At 71.1% G+C, this 17,319-nt stretch carries 13 protein-coding genes; 10 read left to right on the top strand and 3 right to left on the bottom strand.

Translation table 11 applies throughout. The annotated features are described in order from the left end of the window. Nucleotides 1-79 precede the first annotated feature (79 nt). The 3 genes from ACJ8AN_RS24625 (at nucleotide 80) to yhbY (ending at nucleotide 3,934) form a co-directional block, all read left to right on the top strand. Nucleotides 80-883: a hypothetical protein gene (locus tag ACJ8AN_RS24625; protein ID WP_407757895.1), complete on the top strand. Its 804-nt coding sequence runs from the start codon at nucleotides 80-82 to the stop codon at nucleotides 881-883. Between the two features lie 102 nt (nucleotides 884-985). Beyond that, nucleotides 986-3,589: a DUF4388 domain-containing protein gene (locus ACJ8AN_RS24620; RefSeq protein ID WP_407757894.1), complete on the top strand. Its 2,604-nt coding sequence runs from the start codon at nucleotides 986-988 to the stop codon at nucleotides 3,587-3,589. Between the two features lie 54 nt (nucleotides 3,590-3,643). Then, entirely contained in the window at nucleotides 3,644-3,934 is a 291-nt protein-coding gene (gene yhbY, locus ACJ8AN_RS24615) for a ribosome assembly RNA-binding protein YhbY (RefSeq protein WP_407757893.1), read from the top strand. Between the two features lie 9 nt (nucleotides 3,935-3,943). Here yhbY and ACJ8AN_RS24610 read toward each other — a convergent pair whose 3' ends face one another. Next, the gene (locus ACJ8AN_RS24610; RefSeq protein ID WP_407757892.1) at nucleotides 3,944-5,251 is read right to left on the bottom strand and encodes a neutral/alkaline non-lysosomal ceramidase N-terminal domain-containing protein; all 1,308 of its coding nucleotides are present in this window, start codon (nucleotides 5,249-5,251) and stop codon (nucleotides 3,944-3,946) included. 158 nt (nucleotides 5,252-5,409) lie between these two features. Between ACJ8AN_RS24610 and purF the strand changes: the two genes are divergently transcribed. The 3 genes from purF to ACJ8AN_RS24595 are packed head-to-tail and all read left to right on the top strand — an operon-like array spanning nucleotide 5,410 to nucleotide 9,830. Beyond that, entirely contained in the window at nucleotides 5,410-6,807 is a 1,398-nt protein-coding gene (gene purF / locus ACJ8AN_RS24605) for an amidophosphoribosyltransferase (protein WP_407757891.1), read from the top strand. An 18-nt stretch (nucleotides 6,808-6,825) separates the two neighbouring features. After that, nucleotides 6,826-8,472 (top strand): ATP-binding protein, encoded by a 1,647-nt coding sequence (locus tag ACJ8AN_RS24600; RefSeq protein WP_407757890.1) that lies wholly within the window; start codon nucleotides 6,826-6,828, stop codon nucleotides 8,470-8,472. Next, entirely contained in the window at nucleotides 8,469-9,830 is a 1,362-nt protein-coding gene (locus tag ACJ8AN_RS24595) for a sigma-54-dependent transcriptional regulator (RefSeq protein WP_407757889.1), read from the top strand. Before ACJ8AN_RS24600 ends, ACJ8AN_RS24595 begins: the two co-directional genes overlap by 4 nt. Here the strand turns inward: ACJ8AN_RS24595 and ACJ8AN_RS24590 are convergent. Continuing rightward, nucleotides 9,827-10,753: an NmrA family NAD(P)-binding protein gene (locus tag ACJ8AN_RS24590; RefSeq protein WP_407757888.1), complete on the bottom strand. Its 927-nt coding sequence runs from the start codon at nucleotides 10,751-10,753 to the stop codon at nucleotides 9,827-9,829. The genes ACJ8AN_RS24595 and ACJ8AN_RS24590 overlap by 4 nt on opposite strands. A 236-nt stretch (nucleotides 10,754-10,989) precedes the next feature. On the opposite strand from ACJ8AN_RS24590, the gene ACJ8AN_RS24585 reads away from it, so the two are divergent. Beyond that, the gene (locus ACJ8AN_RS24585; protein ID WP_407757887.1) at nucleotides 10,990-12,024 is read left to right on the top strand and encodes a M48 family metallopeptidase; all 1,035 of its coding nucleotides are present in this window, start codon (nucleotides 10,990-10,992) and stop codon (nucleotides 12,022-12,024) included. A gap of 15 nt (nucleotides 12,025-12,039) precedes the next feature. Continuing rightward, nucleotides 12,040-12,939, top strand: coding sequence for a hypothetical protein (locus tag ACJ8AN_RS24580; RefSeq protein ID WP_407757886.1), 900 nt, complete (start codon nucleotides 12,040-12,042; stop codon nucleotides 12,937-12,939). Nucleotides 12,940-12,957: 18 nt separating this feature from the next. Here the strand turns inward: ACJ8AN_RS24580 and ACJ8AN_RS24575 are convergent, their stop codons facing one another. Next, nucleotides 12,958-13,998, bottom strand: coding sequence for an Rpn family recombination-promoting nuclease/putative transposase (locus ACJ8AN_RS24575; RefSeq protein ID WP_407757885.1), 1,041 nt, complete (start codon nucleotides 13,996-13,998; stop codon nucleotides 12,958-12,960). Between the two features lie 378 nt (nucleotides 13,999-14,376). Here ACJ8AN_RS24575 and ACJ8AN_RS24570 point away from each other — a divergent pair, with 378 nt between their 5' ends. Together ACJ8AN_RS24570 and ACJ8AN_RS24565 are read left to right on the top strand one after the other, a co-directional pair. Continuing rightward, entirely contained in the window at nucleotides 14,377-15,132 is a 756-nt protein-coding gene (locus tag ACJ8AN_RS24570; RefSeq protein ID WP_407757884.1) for a hypothetical protein, read from the top strand. Continuing rightward, nucleotides 15,129-17,261: a membrane dipeptidase gene (locus ACJ8AN_RS24565; protein WP_407757883.1), complete on the top strand. Its 2,133-nt coding sequence runs from the start codon at nucleotides 15,129-15,131 to the stop codon at nucleotides 17,259-17,261. The genes ACJ8AN_RS24570 and ACJ8AN_RS24565 overlap by 4 nt, the downstream gene beginning before the upstream one ends. The last annotated feature ends 58 nt before the right edge of the window (nucleotides 17,262-17,319 follow it).

Raw genomic sequence — 17,319 nt, 5'->3', positions numbered from 1 at the left:
GCCACCTACCACGTCCAAAGCTTGCGCGCGCGCCGACTCTGGGCGTCAATCCGGAGCAACCCCCCGCCAAGGTCCCCCCGTGCTCGCGTCACTCGTCTCCGTGATGACCCTCGCGCTGCTGTCCGCCGCGCCCGCGGACCCCAAGGGTCCCACCTGCCGCTCCATCGACGGCCACGTGGCGTGCGGCTACCAGTGCAAGTCCGACGGGCAGCGCGTGCGCTGCGCCCAGACGCCCCAGGGCTCGTGCCAGGTGATTGATGGCCAGGCCGTCTGTTTCGATCCGCCCGCCTATATCGTCCGCGTCTACGGCGACGCGCTGCCCGCCCCCGAGTGCAAGACGATCGACGGGCAGGTGGCCTGCGGCTACCAGTGCGCCACCCAGTTCGGCAAGGTGAAGTGCGCGCGCACTCCCTCGGGCACCTGCGCCGGCCGCAACGATGAGATCGTCTGCTTCGATCCGCCCCCCGAGGTGTACGCCGTCTATGGCCGGGACACGCCTCGCGTCGAGTGCCTCGGCAACGGCGTGGAGCTCGCCTGCGGCTACAAGTGCACCCGCGGGGCCGGCAAGGTGGCCTGCACCCGCACCCCCATGGGCGTCTGCAAGAGCGATGGCATGCAGCTCACCTGCTTCGACCCGCCCGCCCAGGCCTTCTGCGCCTGGGGCAAGACCCTCCCCGCCCCCCAGTGCCAGCTGAGCGAGCAGCAGCCGGTGTGCGGCTACGGCTGCACCAAGGCCTATTCCAAGGTGGCCTGCGCCACCACCCCCAAGGGGCTCTGCAAGGTGTTCGACACCGAGGTCAACTGCTTCGACCCGCCGAGCACCCAGGACGCGGACCCGGCTTGCCTCTCCCTGCTCGGGCTGGCCACGATGGAGGCCCCGTAACGGCGGAGCGCCCCCGCTCCGGAGCTTTCGCCCGGCAGCTTGCTTTCCCTGCCCTCGCGACGGGGGTAGGGTGGCCGACGCATACAAGGAGCGACATCCGAGATGGCGGAGGGAGAAGTCCGGCAATACTTCGTGCGGAACGAGCAGGGGGCCATCTGGGGCCCGCTCGCCCTGCCGACCATCGAGCTGCTCATCGATAACGGCATCATCCAGGGCCGGCTCCAGGTCTCCGAGGACGGCATCAACTTCGCCTTCCCCGGCCGCTTCCCACACATCCGCGATGCCTTCCCTCGTGAGATGTGGGGCGACGTCGTTCCCCCCGGGCCGAGTGCCCCCGCCTCGCCGCCCGCTCCCGCGGCTCCGCCCATGGCCGGCCCCGGGGCCGTGCCTCGTCCTCCGGGTGCTGCTGTCACCCGGCCTCCCATCCCGGGCGCGGGTATCCCCGTCGTGGGCCCCGGTGTCGCCGTCACGCGGCCTCCCGTCCCGGGTGCCGGTGTGCCCGTCGCGGGCCCCGGTGCCATCGCTCGGCCTCCCGGCCCGGGCGCCGGTGTGCCCGTCGCGGGCCCCGGTGCGGTGACTCGTCCTCCTGTCCCAGGTGCCGGTGTCCCCGTCGCGGGCCCGGGTGCGGTGACTCGTCCTCCTGTCCCTGGCGCCGGTGTGCCCATCGCGGGCCCGGGTGTCGCCGTCACGCGGCCTCCCGTCCCGGGCGCCGGTGTGCCTGTCGCGAGCCCGGGTGTCGCCGTCACGCGGCCTCCCGTCCCGGGCGCCGGTGTGCCTGTCGCGAGCCCCGGTGCCGTTGCCCGTCCCGCCGCTCCGCATCCAGGGGCCGTGCCTCCCAGCGCTCCCGCTGCGGCCCCCCGCCCGCCTCCGCCCACGACGCCCGCCGCGGCCCCCGCGCGCCCGTCCATGACCGGAGTGCCCTCCCAGCAGCCCGCTCCGGCCCCCAGCTCCGACGCCCCGCCGCCCTCCAGCGGTCAGCTCGAGGCGCACTCGCCCGTGCACCTCTACGGCCTCATCGCCGCCGGCAACCACACCGGCCTGCTCACCATCTCCCTGCCCGACTGCGCCGTCAGCATCCACTTCCGCAAGGGCAACCCCGAGTTCATCGACTCCTCCCACCCCGAGGACGCGCTCGGCTCCTGGCTCCTCCAGGCGAAGCTCGTCACCCCGGAGCAGCTCCAGCAGGCCGAGTCCTCCAAGAGCCGCTTCGGCGGCGAGGTGCTCGCGGCCCTCTTCGGCCTCGGGCTCCTCCAGCCCGCCACCGCCTTCACCCAACTGGCCCACCGCGCCCAGAGCATCCTCCTCAAGGGCCTGCGCGCCGACTCCGGCTCCTTCACCTTCGAGCCCAAGGAGCTGCCCGCCGCCAAGGCCATGCCCCTGGGCAACAAGTGGGCCCTGCTCAGCGAGCTCGTCCGCCGCATCCCCACCGCGGACCTCCGGCGCTGGCTGCAGCCGGTGCTCCCCCTTCCGGTGATGAAGGCCAACGGCCGCGTGGCCACCGGGGACCTGCGCCTCACCCCTCACGAGGTGCGCGTGCTCGCCCTCATCGACGGGGTGCGCTCGCTCGGCCAGCTCCTCAACGACGTTCCCCAGGACGCCGACCACCTGCTGCGCATCGCGTTCCTCCTCAAGGAGCTCGACGCGGTGTCCTTCGCCGCCGCCACGCGCACGGCACCTCCGCCCACCGCCGCCGCGCCCCAGGCCCCGCGTCCGGCGACGACACAGCCCGGCGTTGCCCAGGCCGGCGTCACGCCCCAGGCCGCCCGTCCGGCGACGACACAACCCGGTGTCGCCCACGCTGGCGTCACGCCCCAGGCCGCCGCGCCGAAGCCGGCCGTACCGCCCCCTGCCTCGGCTCCGCAGGCCGCCGCGCCGAAGCCGGCCGCGCCTCCTCCGGCCAGCGCGCCCCAGGCCCCTCGTCCGGCGGCTCCCGCGTCCGCTGCTCCCACCGCGAAGCCCGCCGCTCCCGCCGCCGCCGCGAAGCCCGCCGCTCCCGCCGCCGCCTCGGGCTCCGCTCCGGGCGCGGCCGAGATTCCCGCGCTCCGTGAGCTGGCCGAGAAGCTCAAGGACCAGAACCACTTCGAGCGCCTGAGCCTGGGCGCGGACACCAACGGCCCGGCGGTGAAGATCGCCTACTTCAAGCTGGCCAAGCAGTACCACCCGGACACGCTGCCGCCCGGCGCGCCTCCGGAGCTGGAGAAGCTCAAGGCCGACATCTTCGCCTATATCGGCGAGGCCTACCGCACGCTCTCGGACGACAAGGGCCGCGCCGCGTACCTCGACGAGCTCAAGAGCGGCGGCAAGCAGGAGGCCCAGGTCGACGTGGAGGCCATCCTCAAGAGCGAGGAGCTCTTCCGCAAGGCCGGCCACTACATCAAGGCCCGCAAGTTCGCCGAAGCGGCGAAGCTGCTCGACGAGGCCATCGAGCTCAACTCCCAGGAGCCCGAGTTCTACGCCTGGCGCGGGTACGCCCGCTTCTTCACCTTCGAGGACAAGAAGACGGGCTACAACGAGGCCTACAAGGACCTCCAGGCCTGTCTGAAGCAGAACGAGAAGGTCGCCTCGGCGCACTACTTCCTGGGGGCCATCGCCAAGTTGTGCGGTGACCAGAGCGGCGCGATGAAGCACTTCCAGCGGACGGTGGAGCTTCAGCCAAATCACATCGACGCGCAGCGGGAGATCCGCATGGCGCAGCAAAAGAAGTAGGGTGCGCCACCCCGGGAGCGCCGCCGCGCGCTCCCCCAGACGAGGAGAAGCAACTTGCCGTTGACCGGAAAACAGCGCCGCCAGCTGCGTGCGCTGGGACACCACCTGGAACCGGTGGTCATCGTGGGCCAGTCGGGCGTGACCGAGGGCGTCATCGCCGCCGTGCAGCAGGCGCTGCATGACCACGAGCTCATCAAGGTGAAGATCAACGAGGGCCCGGAGACGCGCCAGGAGGCCGCGCAGAAGCTGGCCGAGGGCACCGGCGCCGAGCTGGCCCAGCTGCTGGGCCGCACCGCCCTGCTCTTCAAGAAGCGGGACGAGGACTCGGAGTTCGACAAGCTGTGAGCCGCGCCCTCAGGGTGTGAAGCCCGCGGCCCGGGCGGCCAGCTCGGCTCCCGAGCCCAGCCGCTCGAGCAGCGTGGGACCGAAGTACTGACGGCGGCCCTCGCCCTCGTTCGTCCTCACCTTCTCGGGCGTCTCCACGTAGCCCACGTAACCGTCCGCGAGCCCCAACACCCGCGTGGCCCCGGTGCGTGGCGCCAGCAGCGCGCCCACGCCCACCGTGGGCTCGCCCGGTAGCAGCAACAGCTCCAGCGGCCCCAACGCCAGTGCGCCCACCTCCGCCGTCCGCGAGGCCGAGGCGCACAGGAAGTTGTCCCCCGCCGCCCGCGAGTACGAGGGCACCAGCCGCGACGCATCCGGCCTCGGCAGCGCCACCTCCACCCGCGCGAAGCCCAGCCGCGTGCTCCCGGCCACCGGCACCGGCACCGCGCGCTCGGCCAGCCCCGACACCGCCTGAGCGAAGGACAGCGCCAGCGCCGCGCCCTCGCCCTGGCCGTAGGACACCGAGACGTTGCCCACCGTCCCCTGCAGCACCAACACCACCCCGCCCTTCTCCTCGCGCAGCTGGCTCAGCCGCCCCGGCCAGTCCGGGTCCACCACCGCCCGCTGCCTCGGCACCACCGTGGGGTGCGCGGCGAACACCAGCAGCTCCGCCACCGGCCCCTCGGCCCCTCGCAGCACCGCGCGCGTGAGCGCCCCGTCCGGAATCTCTCCGCCCGCCCGCGAGCGCACCAGCACCGGGTCCTTCGACTCGCCCACCTCCAGCGACACCTCCGTGAGCCGGGCCGCGGCCTGACGCAGCGCCTCGCAGGCCCCGGCCACCGCCGCCTCCAGCGCGTCCTCGCGGAAGCGCCCGGTGCCCGCGAGCTGCGACACCCACCGCGCGTCATACCCGCCAAAGGACGAGTGCGAGTGCGTCGCCGTCACCACCACGCCCCGCAGCCCCAGGCCGGCCGTCCGCTGACGCACCGCGGCCACGAGCTCGTCGGGCACCAGCAGCAGCTCCAGCGACACCAGCCCCACCTTCACGTCTCCTGCGGCCAGTACCACCGCCCGGGCCTGGGGTGCCGGGTCCGCCTGGCTGGCCTCGGGGCGAGGGGGCGCATAGCCCGCCACCACCACCGGGTAGGGAGGCTTCAGGGGCACCTTCGCCGCCCCGGCCCTCCATGCGCCCTCGGCCCGCGCCTGCCCGAGCACCACGGGGGGCCGCTCGGTCCACCGCCCGCACCAGTTCCAGGACGCGAGCGCGTACGCCGACCCGAGCGTCAGCAGCACGAAGGGAAGCAGGGAGCGCAGCAGTCGCCGCCGCCGGGAGGACATGCGAGGGGGAACCTACCTCCAAACGAGGAATTCCGGGGGCTCGGGCGCACGCCTGCCCTCGGAGAGGCACTCGCCCGTGGAATACCCATGAGCGCGGCAACCGTTCCCCACCGTTCTCCAGTTCCGTTCGGCACCCGAAGGGGATAAGGCAAGCGCGCATGTGCGGCATCTTCGGAATCGTCAGCCACCCGGAAGCTTCCAACCTGACGTACCTCGGCCTGCATGCGCTCCAGCATCGCGGGCAGGAGTCGGCGGGCATCGTCGCATCCGATGGCCAGAGTCTTCGGGCCCACCGCGAGATGGGCCTCGTCGCGGACATCTTCACCGCGCCCGTGCTCGAGAAGCTGCCGGGCCACGCGGCCATCGGCCACGTGCGCTACTCCACGGCGGGCGTCAGCCAGCTCAAGAACGCCCAGCCCCTCACGGTGGAATACGTGGGCGGCCACCTGGCCGTGGCCCATAACGGCAACCTCGTCAACGCGCAGGAGCTGCGCACCCAGCTCGAGGCCGACGGCGCCATCTTCCAGTCGGACTCGGACACCGAGGTGGTCATCCACTTCATCGCCCGCTCCAAGCAGCCCACCTTCGAGCAGAAGGTGACCGAGGCCCTCTCCAAGGTGAAGGGCGCCTACAGCATCCTCTTCCTCACGGACAAGAAGCTCGTCGCGGTGAGGGACCCCAACGGCTTCCGGCCGCTGGTGCTCGGCATGGTGAAGAACAGCTGGGTGCTGGCCAGCGAGACCACCGCCCTGGATCTCATCGAGGCGGAGTTCATCCGCGAGCTCGAGGCCGGCGAGATGGTGGTCATCGACGAGACGGGCCTGCGCTCCAGCCAGCCCTTCCCGCCCACGCGGCTGGGCCGGTGCATCTTCGAGCACGTGTACTTCGCCAAGCCGGACTCGGTGCTCTTCGGCAGCAGCGTGTACGAGGTGCGCAAGGAGCTGGGCCGGCAGCTGGCCAAGGAGCAGCCGGCGCCCGGGGCGGACCTGGTCATCGCGGTGCCGGACTCGGGCGTGCCCGCGGCCATCGGCTACGCGCAGGCGAGCGGCATCCCCTACGACGTGGGCCTCATCCGCAGCCACTACGTGGGCCGCACCTTCATCGAGCCCCAGCAGTCCATCCGCCACTTCGGCGTGAAGCTGAAGCTGTCCGCGGTGCGCCAGGTGCTCAAGGGCAAGCGCGTGGTGGTGGTGGACGACTCCATCGTGCGCGGCACCACCAGCCGTAAAATCGTGAAGATGCTCAAGGCCGCCGGAGCGCTGGAGGTGCACCTGCGCATCTCCTCGCCGCCCACGCAGTGGCCCTGCTACTACGGCATCGACACGCCGAGCCGCCAGGAGCTCATCGCCTCCAGCCACAGCGTGGAGGAGATCGCCCGCTACGTGACGGCGGACACGCTGGGCTACATCACCCTGGAGGGCCTGGGCAGCGCGGTGGGAGACCGGGAGCGCGCCACCTTCTGCACCGCGTGCTTCTCCGGCCAGTACCTCACGGGCAACCTCAACGTGGGTGCCCCGGCGCCAGCGGAGCCCGCCGCGAAGCTCGCCAGCGCCTGAGAACCGGGGCCTTCGGAGATGGCGAGCCCCTCCCATCCCGAGTTCCTCCGCGCGGAGCGGCAGTTCACCCGCTCCGTGCTCGCCGGCATCGTGCTGCTGGGCCTGGTGGCCGTGGCCGGGCCGCTGCTGTCCTACCGCGGTGACGTGCTCGAGGTGCGCGGCCAGTTCCGCTCGCGCATCGCCCGCGAGGCCCGGGTGTACGCCGAGGCGCTCGGCCTGCACCTCCAGCTGCTCAAGTCCGAGCTGGCGCGCGTGGCCGTGGGCGTGGGCCCCGACCTGCAAGAGGAGAAGGCCACCGAGGACATGCAGGACCTCTCCTCGCCGGACGCCGGCATCTTCCGCCAGGGCATCATCCTGCTGGATGCGGCGGGCCGTCCCCGCTGGAGCGAGCCCCATGAGCTGCTCGCGGGCCCCGCGCTGCTCGAGCGCCCCTGGTTCCAACACGTCCTCGTCCGGCAGGCCCCGGTGGTGGATGCGCTGGCGCCGGGCTCGTCCACCTTCGTCGTCGCCGTGCCCGTGGTGCGCCGGGGCCGGACCATCGGCCTGCTCGTCGGCCTGCTCGACGCGGGCGCGGACCTCCCCGGGACACGGCCCTCCAGCGAGCACCTGAGCCTGTTGGTGCTCAACCGCAACGGGGACCTCTTCCTCCCTCGCGCGCCCCCTGCCTGGGCCACCGCGCCGGGCTTCGCCTCGAAGGTGGAGACGCTGCTCGCCGAGGGCGGCCAGGAATTGGAGACGGGCGGGAGCCAGGTGTTCGCCTCGGCCACGCCGGTGCCGGGCACGGAGCTGCGGCTGGTGCTCGCCGCGGACGAGAGCGCCACCCTGGCCACCATCCGCGGCCGGCTGCTGGTGCAACTGCTGGTGCTCGCCGTGCTTCAGGTGGGCACGCTGCTGCTCTTCGGCCTGCACTGGCGGCGCGTCTACCGCCTCTTCCTGGAGATGGAGCGGCGCGCGGCGGAGAAGGAGACGATGGCCGCCCTGGGCTCGGCCGCCAGCCTCATCGCCCACGAGGTGAAGAACTCGCTCAACGGCCTCAAGGTGGCCACGGGGATGCTCTCCCAGACGGAGGAGCAGGGCCTCGCGGTGCGCACGCTGCGCGGGCAGATAGACCGGCTGGCGCACCTGGCCACCTCGCTGCTGCACTTCGGCAAGCCCGCGCGCGTGCAGCGCATGCCGGTGGACCTGCCGCACCTGGTGCGCGAGGTGCTCGACGGCCTGCGCGTGCTGCCCGAGGCCGAGGAGGTACGCGTGGACGCCCACCTGCCCGAGGCACTGCTGCTGTCGGGAGACCCGCTGTTGCTGGCCACCGCGCTGGACAACCTGGTGCGCAACGCGATGGAGGCGGCCGTGGCGGCCAAGGACCTGGGGAAGGTGGCCTCGCCCGAGGTGCACGTGAACGTGCGCCAGGACGGCGGCGAGGCGGTGGTGGAGGTGGAGGACAACGCGGGCGGTCCCCCTCCGGGCTTCGAGGACCGTCTCTTCGAGCCCTTCGTCACCACCAAGCCCAAGGGCGTGGGGCTGGGACTGTCCATGAGCCGGCGCGCGCTGGAACAACAGGGCGGGCGCCTCCTCTTCGAGCGCCTTCCCAACGGCAGCCGCTTCACCCTGCGGCTGACGCTGCAGGCCCCCCAGGACTTCCACGACTCGCAGGAGCCGATGACATGAACGCTCCCCTCCTCTTCGTCGATGATGATCGGGCCTTCTCCTCGCTGGGCGCGGCGGCCCTGCAGCGCGAGGGTTATGCCGTCACCCTGGCGCGCTCGCTGCACGAGGCCCGTGCCGCGCTCGGCAAGCTGACGCCCGCGCTGGTGGTGCTGGACCGGCGGCTGCCGGACGGAGACGGACTCGGCTTCCTCCCCGAGCTGAAGGCCCAGGCCCCCGGCGCGGCGGTGGTGATGGTGACGGCGCACGGAGACATCGCCAGCGCGGTGGACGCGGTGCGCGCGGGAGCCGCGGACTACGTGGCCAAGCCGGTGGAGCTGGCCGACCTGGTGCTGCGCGTGCGCCGGGCGCTGGACACGGGCCACTTGAAGGAACGGCTGGCCGCCGCCGAGGCCGAGCTCTCCGGACGGCGCCGGCTGGTGCCTCCCGCCTCGGGCGCCATGCAACGGGTGCTGGCCGCGCTCGAGCGCATCGCCGCTTCACCCCGCAGCGCCGTGCTGTTGCTGGGCGAGACGGGCGTGGGCAAGGAGATGCTCGCGCGGCACCTGCATGGACTGTCCTCGGGAGGCGAGGGCGCGCCCTTCGTCCACGTCAACTGCGCGGCCCTGCCCGAGCAGACGGTGGAGAGCGAGCTGTTCGGCCACGAGAAGGGCGCCTTCACCGACGCGCGCACCGCCCGCCGCGGCCTGGTGGAGGTGGCCAACGGCGGCACGCTCTTCCTCGACGAGGTGGGCGAGCTGCCCCCGGGCCTGCAGGCCAAGCTGCTCACCTTCCTGGACTCGGGGCGCTTCCGGCGCCTGGGCGGCACCACCGAGCACTCCAGCAGCGCGCGGATCGTCGCCGCCACGAACCGCGATCTGCCGGCCCTCATGGCCCGGGGCGAGTTCCGCGAGGACCTCTGGTTCCGCCTGAGCGTCTTCCGCATCGACATCCCCCCGCTGCGCGAGCGGCGCGAGGACATCCTCCCCCTGGCCGAGGGCATCCTCGCCGACCTGCGCCGGGAGCTGGGCCGCCGGGACACCCCGCTCGGCCCGCGTGCCCGGGCGCGGCTCCAGTCGTATGCCTTCCCCGGCAACGTGCGCGAGCTGCGCAACCTGCTCGAGCGCGCGCTGGTGATGGAGCCCGGCCCGGAGCTGCAGCTGGACGTGCTGGACGGCGTGAAGCCCGCGGCGGCCACGGCGGCGGCGAACACCGTGGACCCGGAGTCCTTCGTCCTCTCCGGCCCGCCCCGGGCGCTGGAGGACGTGGAGCGCGCCTATACCCGCTGGGCCCTGGAGAAGCTGGGCGGCCGGCGCATGGAGGCGGCCAAGGTGCTCGGCCTCTCGTACCCCACGTTCCTCAAGCGGCTGGGCGAGGATTAACGCGGGGCCTCGGCCCCAGCGCCCGCGCCCGTGCCCATGTGCGGCAGCGCCCCGATGGCCCGCAGCATGCCGCCGAGCACCTCGTCGAGCGTCGTCCGGCCCCGCGCCACGCGCTCGGGATGCTCGAAGGTGAGCCGGCCCCGGTTGAGGGCCTCGTCGAGCTCCGACAGGAGATTCGCCACCTCCTCGGAGACCCCCTGGCCCATGAGCATCGGCACGAGGGCCGCGGGCAGGTGCTCCTCCACGCGCACCGGCCGGCCGAGCAGCCGCGCCAGCGTGTCCGCCACCTCGTCCGGGCTGTAGTCCACCGGCCCCGTCAGCTCCACCACGCGCCGGCTGAACGCGGGCTCGCACAACATCTGGGCCGCCAGTTCCCCCACGTCCCGCGTCGCCACCATGTGCAGCGGACGGTCCGACGGACCGATGAAGCTCGGCATCACGCCCGAGGCCACCACCGCGGGCAGCCCCTCGCCCCAGTTCTCCATGAAGTACGCCGAGCGGAGGACGGTCATCGGCGTGCCCACGGAGGCCAGCTCCCGCTCGGCGAGATTCAACGTCTTCACGAGGCCCGTGCCTCCGGCGTGCTGCGCCCCCACCGAGGAGAGCAGCACGAAATGCGGCAGCCCGCTCTCGTCCACCGCCCGCCGCATCGCGTCCACCACCGTCCAGCACGCCTCCATCACCCCGGTGCTCGAGGGCACGGGCGGAGGCAGCATCAGGTACGCCCCCTGCGCGCCCACCATGGCCAGACTCAGCGCGGCGACGTCGCGCAGGTCCGCCAGCACCACCTCGGCGCCCCACTGCCGCCACGGCCCGGCCTTCGCCTCGTCCCGCAGGATGACCCGGACCCGCGCGCCCTTCTCCAGCAGCGTCCGCGCCACCACCGCCCCCGTATGCCCCGATGCTCCCGTCACGACGTACATGCGGCCCTCCTCTTCAGGACTAATGTGCTGCCCCTCGCCACTTCCGGAGGACCCCCCGCGGGTGAAGCCTCCCGAGGGCCAGCCCGACAGCGCCCTGGCAGGCGGCGGAACGAGGCCCCGTGCGTCCGCCCCCAGCACGCGAGCCCAGCCGAGCGCGGGCCCCCTGGCTTGACAGGGCGGCGAGGCTTCGCGAGCGTCCCGATGGAGGGCGCCGCCCGGGCGTCCGGGAGGAAGGCATGAAGAACGAGTCCCACGCCGAGCTGTCCGCGGCCCTCTGGCCGGATGCGAAACAGGTGCCCGCGAAGGTGCTGGAGTGCCGCCACTGCGGCCGGAAGAACCGCGTGCACGTGCCCCGGGCCGTGCTCGAGCCCAAGAAGTGCGAGTGCGGAGTCTGCGGCCAGCCCCTGTTCCTCTCGCCCCAGGAGCCGCTCACCGGCATCACCTCGAGCGCGTACGAGCACGCGCTGGACCGCACGACGCTGGCGGCGCTCAAGGCCATCCCCGGCTTCCCGGCGTTGATTCGCTGGCTGATGTCGCAGCTCGGCGAGCGCAGCCTGAAGCTGCTCAACCTGTCCAGCTCCGTGCTCTGCGGAGAGGACCAGTTCCCCGAGCTGGTCGCGCTGCTGGAGCGCTCACGCGCGAGCCTGGCTCTGGCGCAGAAGCCCACGCTGTTCCTCTCCGAGTCCCCGCACGCCAACGCGATGACGTTCGGCAGCGAGGAGCCCTCGGTGACCATCTACGCGGGCCTGCTCGACCAACTGGACGACAGCGAGGTGCTCTCCGTCATGGGGCACGAGCTGGGCCACATGCACGCCGAGCACGGCCTCTACCGGACGGTGGCCCAGGTGATGGCGAGCGGCACGCACCTGCTGGGCACGGTGGGCCAACTGCTGAGCTTCCCGCTGCAGAAGGCGCTCTACAAATGGATGCGCTGCTCGGAGCTGACGGCGGACCGCGCGGGGCTGCTGGCGTGCAGGGATTTGGGCGCCTCGCTCAACGTGCTGATGAAGCTGGCGGGCGGACACCGGCCGGGCGTCACCCGGCGCACGAAGATGCAACTGGCCCCCTTCGTCCGGCAGGCGCGCGCGCTCGCGAAGATGGAGGAGGACAACTGGTTCGATGGCCTGCTGGCCACGCTGATGACCATGGACAGCAGCCACCCGTTCGTCGCCTGGCGGGTGATGCACCTGCTGGAGTGGGTGGAGCACGGCAACTACCTGGAGATTCTCGCCGGGCACTACGAGCGCGCGAAGCACCCGCTCGCGGCCTGAGCCAGGAGGCCCTCCATGCACCCCGAGACGACTCGCCGCACGCTGTCCTTCGGCCTGCTGCTGATGGCCACCACCGCCTCGGCCGCCGAGCCGAAGAACGCCTCCTGGGCCGAGCTCCAACCCATCCCGGCCCGCCTGCCCGCCGTGAAGCAGAAGCCGGCCGAGCCCGCCCCGTGCCAGCCGGAGAACTTCATCCCCGGCGAGACAGCCTACGAGCGCGTCAAGCAGGCCGGTGAAGAGATGACCCTCAACGGTGAGCAGCAGGAGAACGAGCGGATGGTGAAGCTCCCGGCCCCGTACGCGCTCACCTACTACGCGTTCGGCTGCGCGAGCGATTTCTCATACGTGCTCGACATTTCGCGCAATGGCAAACGCCACGGGCTCTACCAGCACGTGCTCGGCTTCGAGGCGCACCCGTCCAGGCCCGTCCTCTTCTTCGCGCAGAGCGAGCGCAAGAACGGCCGCTACCAGGAATTCATCGGGCTGGTGGACCTCGACACCAAACGCAAGACGCCGCTGCCGCCGCTGCCGTGCGTGTCGGGCTCGAACGCGCGCTTCTCGGGAGAGCGCCTCATCACCTACGGCGAGGCTCGCGCGGGCAAGGACGGCAAGACGGACGTGTGCCTGTGGAGCCTCGACGGCAAGCTCCAGGCCCGGCTGCTCGCGGACCTCGATTGGATGGCCGCCGCGGGGGACATGCTGCTCGACCAGGTGGGGGTGCTGCCGAAGGAGCCCGGCACCTTCTACGCCCTCCACTACGACCGCTTCGGAACGCCCTCGCACTGCGAGCTGCGACTGCAGAGCCTCACGCGCGCCAACCAGTCGAAGCGCATCGACCTCGGCGTCTCCGACTCGCAGGAGGCCTGCGTGAGCAACACAGCGAAGCTCGACACCGCGAGCCTCTCGGGCCGCTGACACCGGGGACGCCGACGGCTACGAGTCCTTCAACGGAGACGCGCGCGCCCCATCATCCAGCAACTCGGAAACGGTCGTGACCTGGAGGGCCCGATCGAGCCAACAGTCGAGCGTTTCCAGCTCGGTACAGTGGAGGATGCGCTGCCGGGAGGCTTCGTCGACGGGAATCCTCCGGAGGGTGAGGATCCGCAGGAGACTCTCGACACGCCCCCGGCACAACCCCTCTTCCCTGCCGCGCGCCAGACCCTGCTGGAGTCCCCGCTCAATCATTTCCTCGGCCCAGCTTCCCATCAGCGCCTCCGCTTGCTGTGCGTCCATCACCGAATGTAGCACCTGCCCCGCTGCTCTTTGGATGGTCTTGCCTCCAATCCAGAGGAGGTAACGCATGACCACCACCAGATGTTCGGTGCCCTCGGGGGTGGCATGCACTTGCGCGAATAGAGCCGTCCACGCTGGGAGACGGTGGGCCAGTTCGTCGCTACGCCCATAGCGCAACACCAGCCACGCCAGCTGCGCCAACGGAGGACCGGACCGGGCTCGCAGTGCCTCTTCCCGCTCGGCCGTCAGGTCGTCGAGCAGGTACTCGAAGCGTGGCACCAAGGCTCGCCATGACTTCCGCGCCTCCTCTGTCTCCCCCGGTAGCTCGAAGAGGTCCTCCACCCGCCGCGGCGCCGTCCAGGCTCCCTCCGGCCCGTGGAACATGACGAGCGGGATGATGACCGGGAGCAACGCGCTCTCCAGGTGCTGCTGGCGCCAGTGCTCCAACTGGCGCACCACGTAACGCAGCATGCGCAAAGCCATCCACCGGTCCACCGACGACTGGTGTTCGAGCAGTACGTACAGCAGCAACGAGCGTCCCGTGCGCAGGCGGGCGGTGAAGAGCAGATCGCTCTCGGTCTCTCGCAACTCCGGGTCGACGACAGAGCCGGACTCCCGCCGAAGGGATGACCAGTCCACCTCGGAGACGACATGCGGGGGCAGCACGGCACGCAGCTCGGCCTCGGCCCGCTCGGGGTGGCCAAAGGTATAGCGGACGAAGAGGTCATGAGGACCGGGCATGGTGCACGGCGCCCAAGCACGGAGCGCGCCAGCCAGGCTTCGTGTCCTCGCGGCCGCTGGATGCAGTGCGCGGGAGGCCTGCCCACGCAACACGGCGAAGCTCGACACCGCGAGCCTCACGGGCCACTGACATCGGAGCCGTCGGCGCCCACGCGTCCTACGACGCGGCCGGCGGATCGTTTCGAGCGCCAGGGGAACACTCCCGTGCACACTCGGTTTCACCGTTAGTCTTGAAAAAAAGGGAAATGCTTGAGATGATTGATGTTCCTCATGGGACGTGGGCTCGCGTGCTCCGTGATGCCCGTGCCTGGAGATGGACCGTCCCGGGAGGGCTCTTCGCTCAACTGACGGCGTGTGCCTCACGCCGGAGGTGCACCCATGAAATCGCGGTTCCGCCTGCCCCTGCCCCTGTGTTGCCTCGGGGGTCTCCTGCTCGGCTCGACGGCCCTCGGCCAGCAGGATCCTCGCGTGGTCGTCGTCAAACCCTCCACCGCCGTGAAGGCCGGTGGCGTCAGGCCGTCCACCGCCCAGGCGCAACGCACCGCGCCGGTCGCGAAACGCTACTGGGCCGACTACGCCGGCAATGCCATCCGCCGCAGCGACCTCGACGGCTCGAATGTCGAGACCCTCGCCACCGACACCAGTGGCCCCTACGGGACCACCTATGACCCGGAGACGGGCAAGGTGCTGTGGACGAGCTCGGGCGACGAGCTGGTGCACATGGCGTCCTCCGACGGCACGGCCCTCAGCGGGTACGTCACCCTCAACAGCTCGTTCGAGGAGTATTCCGCGATCGTCGTCAAAGGCTCCGAGAGCAACGTCTCCTACGGGGTGGTGGACGCGCAGCTCGTCAAGGTCACCGAGGATCGCAACACCGGCACCGAGCGGCGCGACGTGCTGCTCAAGCTCGCCTCGCCCGACGAGGTGCACGGCCTGGCGCTCGCGCCGGACAACAGCGCCCTGTACCTGGGAGACCCCGACGGCCGGATGACCCGCAAGCTGAACCTCACCACCCTCCAGGTGCAGCAGCTCGTCTACGACAACGGAGGCAGCTGCACGACGTGCGCCATGGCGGCCCCCGCTCCCAAGCCGGCCGCGAAGCCCCTTCCCTCGTCCCAGGAGAAGCGCCGATGAACTCCCGGACCTCCCTGTCCCTGTTCGCGCTCGTCGCCGTCCTGTGCGGCGGCACGCTGGCCGGCGCGCAGCCCGTCACCGGCTATGTGGACCTGCACTCGCACCTGATGGCCGAGCACAGCTTCGGCGGCGGCTGGTTCTCGGGCACCCTCGAGGGACCCATGGACGTGGCCGTCCAGCGCTGCGATGGCAACTTCCCGCTCAAGTCCCACGCGGCCACGCGCTTCCCCGTCGTGTCGGAGCTGCTCGGGGATGACACCGGCTGGCACCTGGGCAAGCGGCGCGGGTACGACCGGCGGCAGTGCCGCTATGTCTTCGGCATCCCGGTGCCCGGCACCTGCCCGCAGCAGCACTTCGAGCAGTGGCCCATGTGGAACGCCATCGCGCATCAGCAGATGTGGCAGGGCTGGTTGCAGCAGGCCTGGCAGAACGGGCTGCGCGTCATGGTCGTGTCCGTCGCCGAGTCCAACTTCCTGTGCTCCAACACGGCCCCCGTGACGCGCCGCTACGACTGCGACGAGATGGCGTCCGCCAAGCGGCAGATCAACGCGGCGTATGGCTTCGTCTCGCGCAACAGCAGTTGGGTGGGCATCGCCACCACGCCCGCCCAGGCGCGCGCGCTCATCCAACAGGGCAAGCTCGTGCTCGTGCTGGCCGTCGAGGTCACGCAGCTCTTCCCCACCGGCGACTTCCTCGCGCAGCTGGACGAGCTGCGCAGCCTGGGGGTGAGCTCGGTGCAGGTGGCGCACCATGCCGACAACCGCTTCAGCGGCGCGGCGCCGATTCCCGAGTTGATGAGCGCCGCCGACAAGATCGAGCTCCTCTCGCTCGGGAGCGATCTCACGCGCATCAACGACATCGTCTGCCGCAACAGCACGGGCAGCACCGGCAAGTGCGATGGTGACACCTACCTCAACGAGCGGGGCCTCTCCGCCGAGGGCAACACCCTGGTCCGCGCGATGATGGACCGCGGCATGCTGGTGGACGTGGCCCACCTGTCGCGCAAGGCGTTCGCGGACACCTACCAGCTCGCGCAGCAGCACGGGAACTACCCGCTGCTCTACTCGCACGCGCACATGTGGAACACGATCGACCCCTCCATGGAGCGCCACGAGAAGTACATCAAGCCCGCCGAAATCCAGATGATCACCAGCACGGGCGGCATGGTGGGTCTGCGCCCGGGTCCGGAGTCGACCCTCCAGTACGGCTCCGTCAGCAACAGCTGCCAGGGCTCCGCCAGGTCCTTCGCCCAGTCGCTCATGTACGCCGTCGACAACGGCATGAAGGTGGGGTTCGGCGCGGACCTCAACGGCTTCATCTCGCAGCTCAAGCCCCGCTACAACCCCTTCACCTGTCCCTCGGACTACACGCAGATCAACAACGCCGGGGGGCCCAACGAGCTGCAGCGCAAGGGCCTGGCCCACGTGGGCCTGCTGCCGCAGCTCATGACGGACCTGCAGACCGTGGGAACGCCCAGCGCCTACCTCGACCACCTGAACCGCTCGGCGGAAAACTTCCTGCAGCTGTGGGAGCGCGGCGTCAGCCTGGGCACGGCGACGTCCGGCAACTGGACCGGCTGGCTCAACCGCGACGGCCCGAGCGGCTCAGGGGATTGGGAGGCACTGAGCGATTTCCTCCCCCTTGGCCAGGCGTGCTCCAGCCCCGTCGGCATCCAGTGCCAGACCACCTCCGGGGTGGACTGGACGCAGAGCGGCGAGGTGTACAGCTGCACGCCCTCCGGAGGCGGCATTTGCGTCAACGCGAACCAGTCCGATGGGTACTGCCAGGACTACCGGGTGCGCTTCCTCTGCCCGATGAGCGGCACGTTCAGCTACAGCGCCACCAACACGAACAGCGCGCAGCAGAACACCGTCACTCACTCGGTGCTGCTCAATGCCGGGCAGACGATTCAGCTCGGCACCTGCTCGGTGACGGGAGCCTCCGGCTCGGGTGACACGTACCTGCGGGTGTATGGCCCGGGAGGCACGCAGGTGGCCCTCAACGACGACAGCTGCGGGGTGCTCTCGTACCTGACCTACACGGCCAGCCAGAGCGGTACCTATCAGCTTCGCGCCGGCTGCTACTCTGGCGGGAGCTGCAGCGGCACGGTCGCCTACACCATTCAGTAGACAGGTTCGTCTCCCCGGCGGGTTCGAATCCCGTCGGGGAGAACCTGGGAAGCCGGCT

Origin of the sequence: Archangium sp. (assembly GCF_045802675.1) — a bacterium.
GTDB lineage: Bacteria > Myxococcota > Myxococcia > Myxococcales > Myxococcaceae > Archangium.
This window is presented reverse-complemented; position numbering and strand designations above follow the sequence as displayed.

Coding starts and splice junctions, on each gene's coding strand:
- ACJ8AN_RS24620 (WP_407757894.1), top strand. CDS start 986: ATGGCGGAGGGAGAAGTCCGGCAATACTTCGTGCGGAACGAGCAGGGG.
- ACJ8AN_RS24610 (WP_407757892.1), bottom strand. CDS start 5,251: ATGTCCTCCCGGCGGCGGCGACTGCTGCGCTCCCTGCTTCCCTTCGTG.
- purF (WP_407757891.1), top strand. CDS start 5,410: ATGTGCGGCATCTTCGGAATCGTCAGCCACCCGGAAGCTTCCAACCTG.
- ACJ8AN_RS24600 (WP_407757890.1), top strand. CDS start 6,826: ATGGCGAGCCCCTCCCATCCCGAGTTCCTCCGCGCGGAGCGGCAGTTC.
- ACJ8AN_RS24595 (WP_407757889.1), top strand. CDS start 8,469: ATGAACGCTCCCCTCCTCTTCGTCGATGATGATCGGGCCTTCTCCTCG.
- ACJ8AN_RS24590 (WP_407757888.1), bottom strand. CDS start 10,753: ATGTACGTCGTGACGGGAGCATCGGGGCATACGGGGGCGGTGGTGGCG.
- ACJ8AN_RS24585 (WP_407757887.1), top strand. CDS start 10,990: ATGAAGAACGAGTCCCACGCCGAGCTGTCCGCGGCCCTCTGGCCGGAT.
- ACJ8AN_RS24580 (WP_407757886.1), top strand. CDS start 12,040: ATGCACCCCGAGACGACTCGCCGCACGCTGTCCTTCGGCCTGCTGCTG.
- ACJ8AN_RS24575 (WP_407757885.1), bottom strand. CDS start 13,998: ATGCCCGGTCCTCATGACCTCTTCGTCCGCTATACCTTTGGCCACCCC.
- ACJ8AN_RS24570 (WP_407757884.1), top strand. CDS start 14,377: ATGAAATCGCGGTTCCGCCTGCCCCTGCCCCTGTGTTGCCTCGGGGGT.
- ACJ8AN_RS24565 (WP_407757883.1), top strand. CDS start 15,129: ATGAACTCCCGGACCTCCCTGTCCCTGTTCGCGCTCGTCGCCGTCCTG.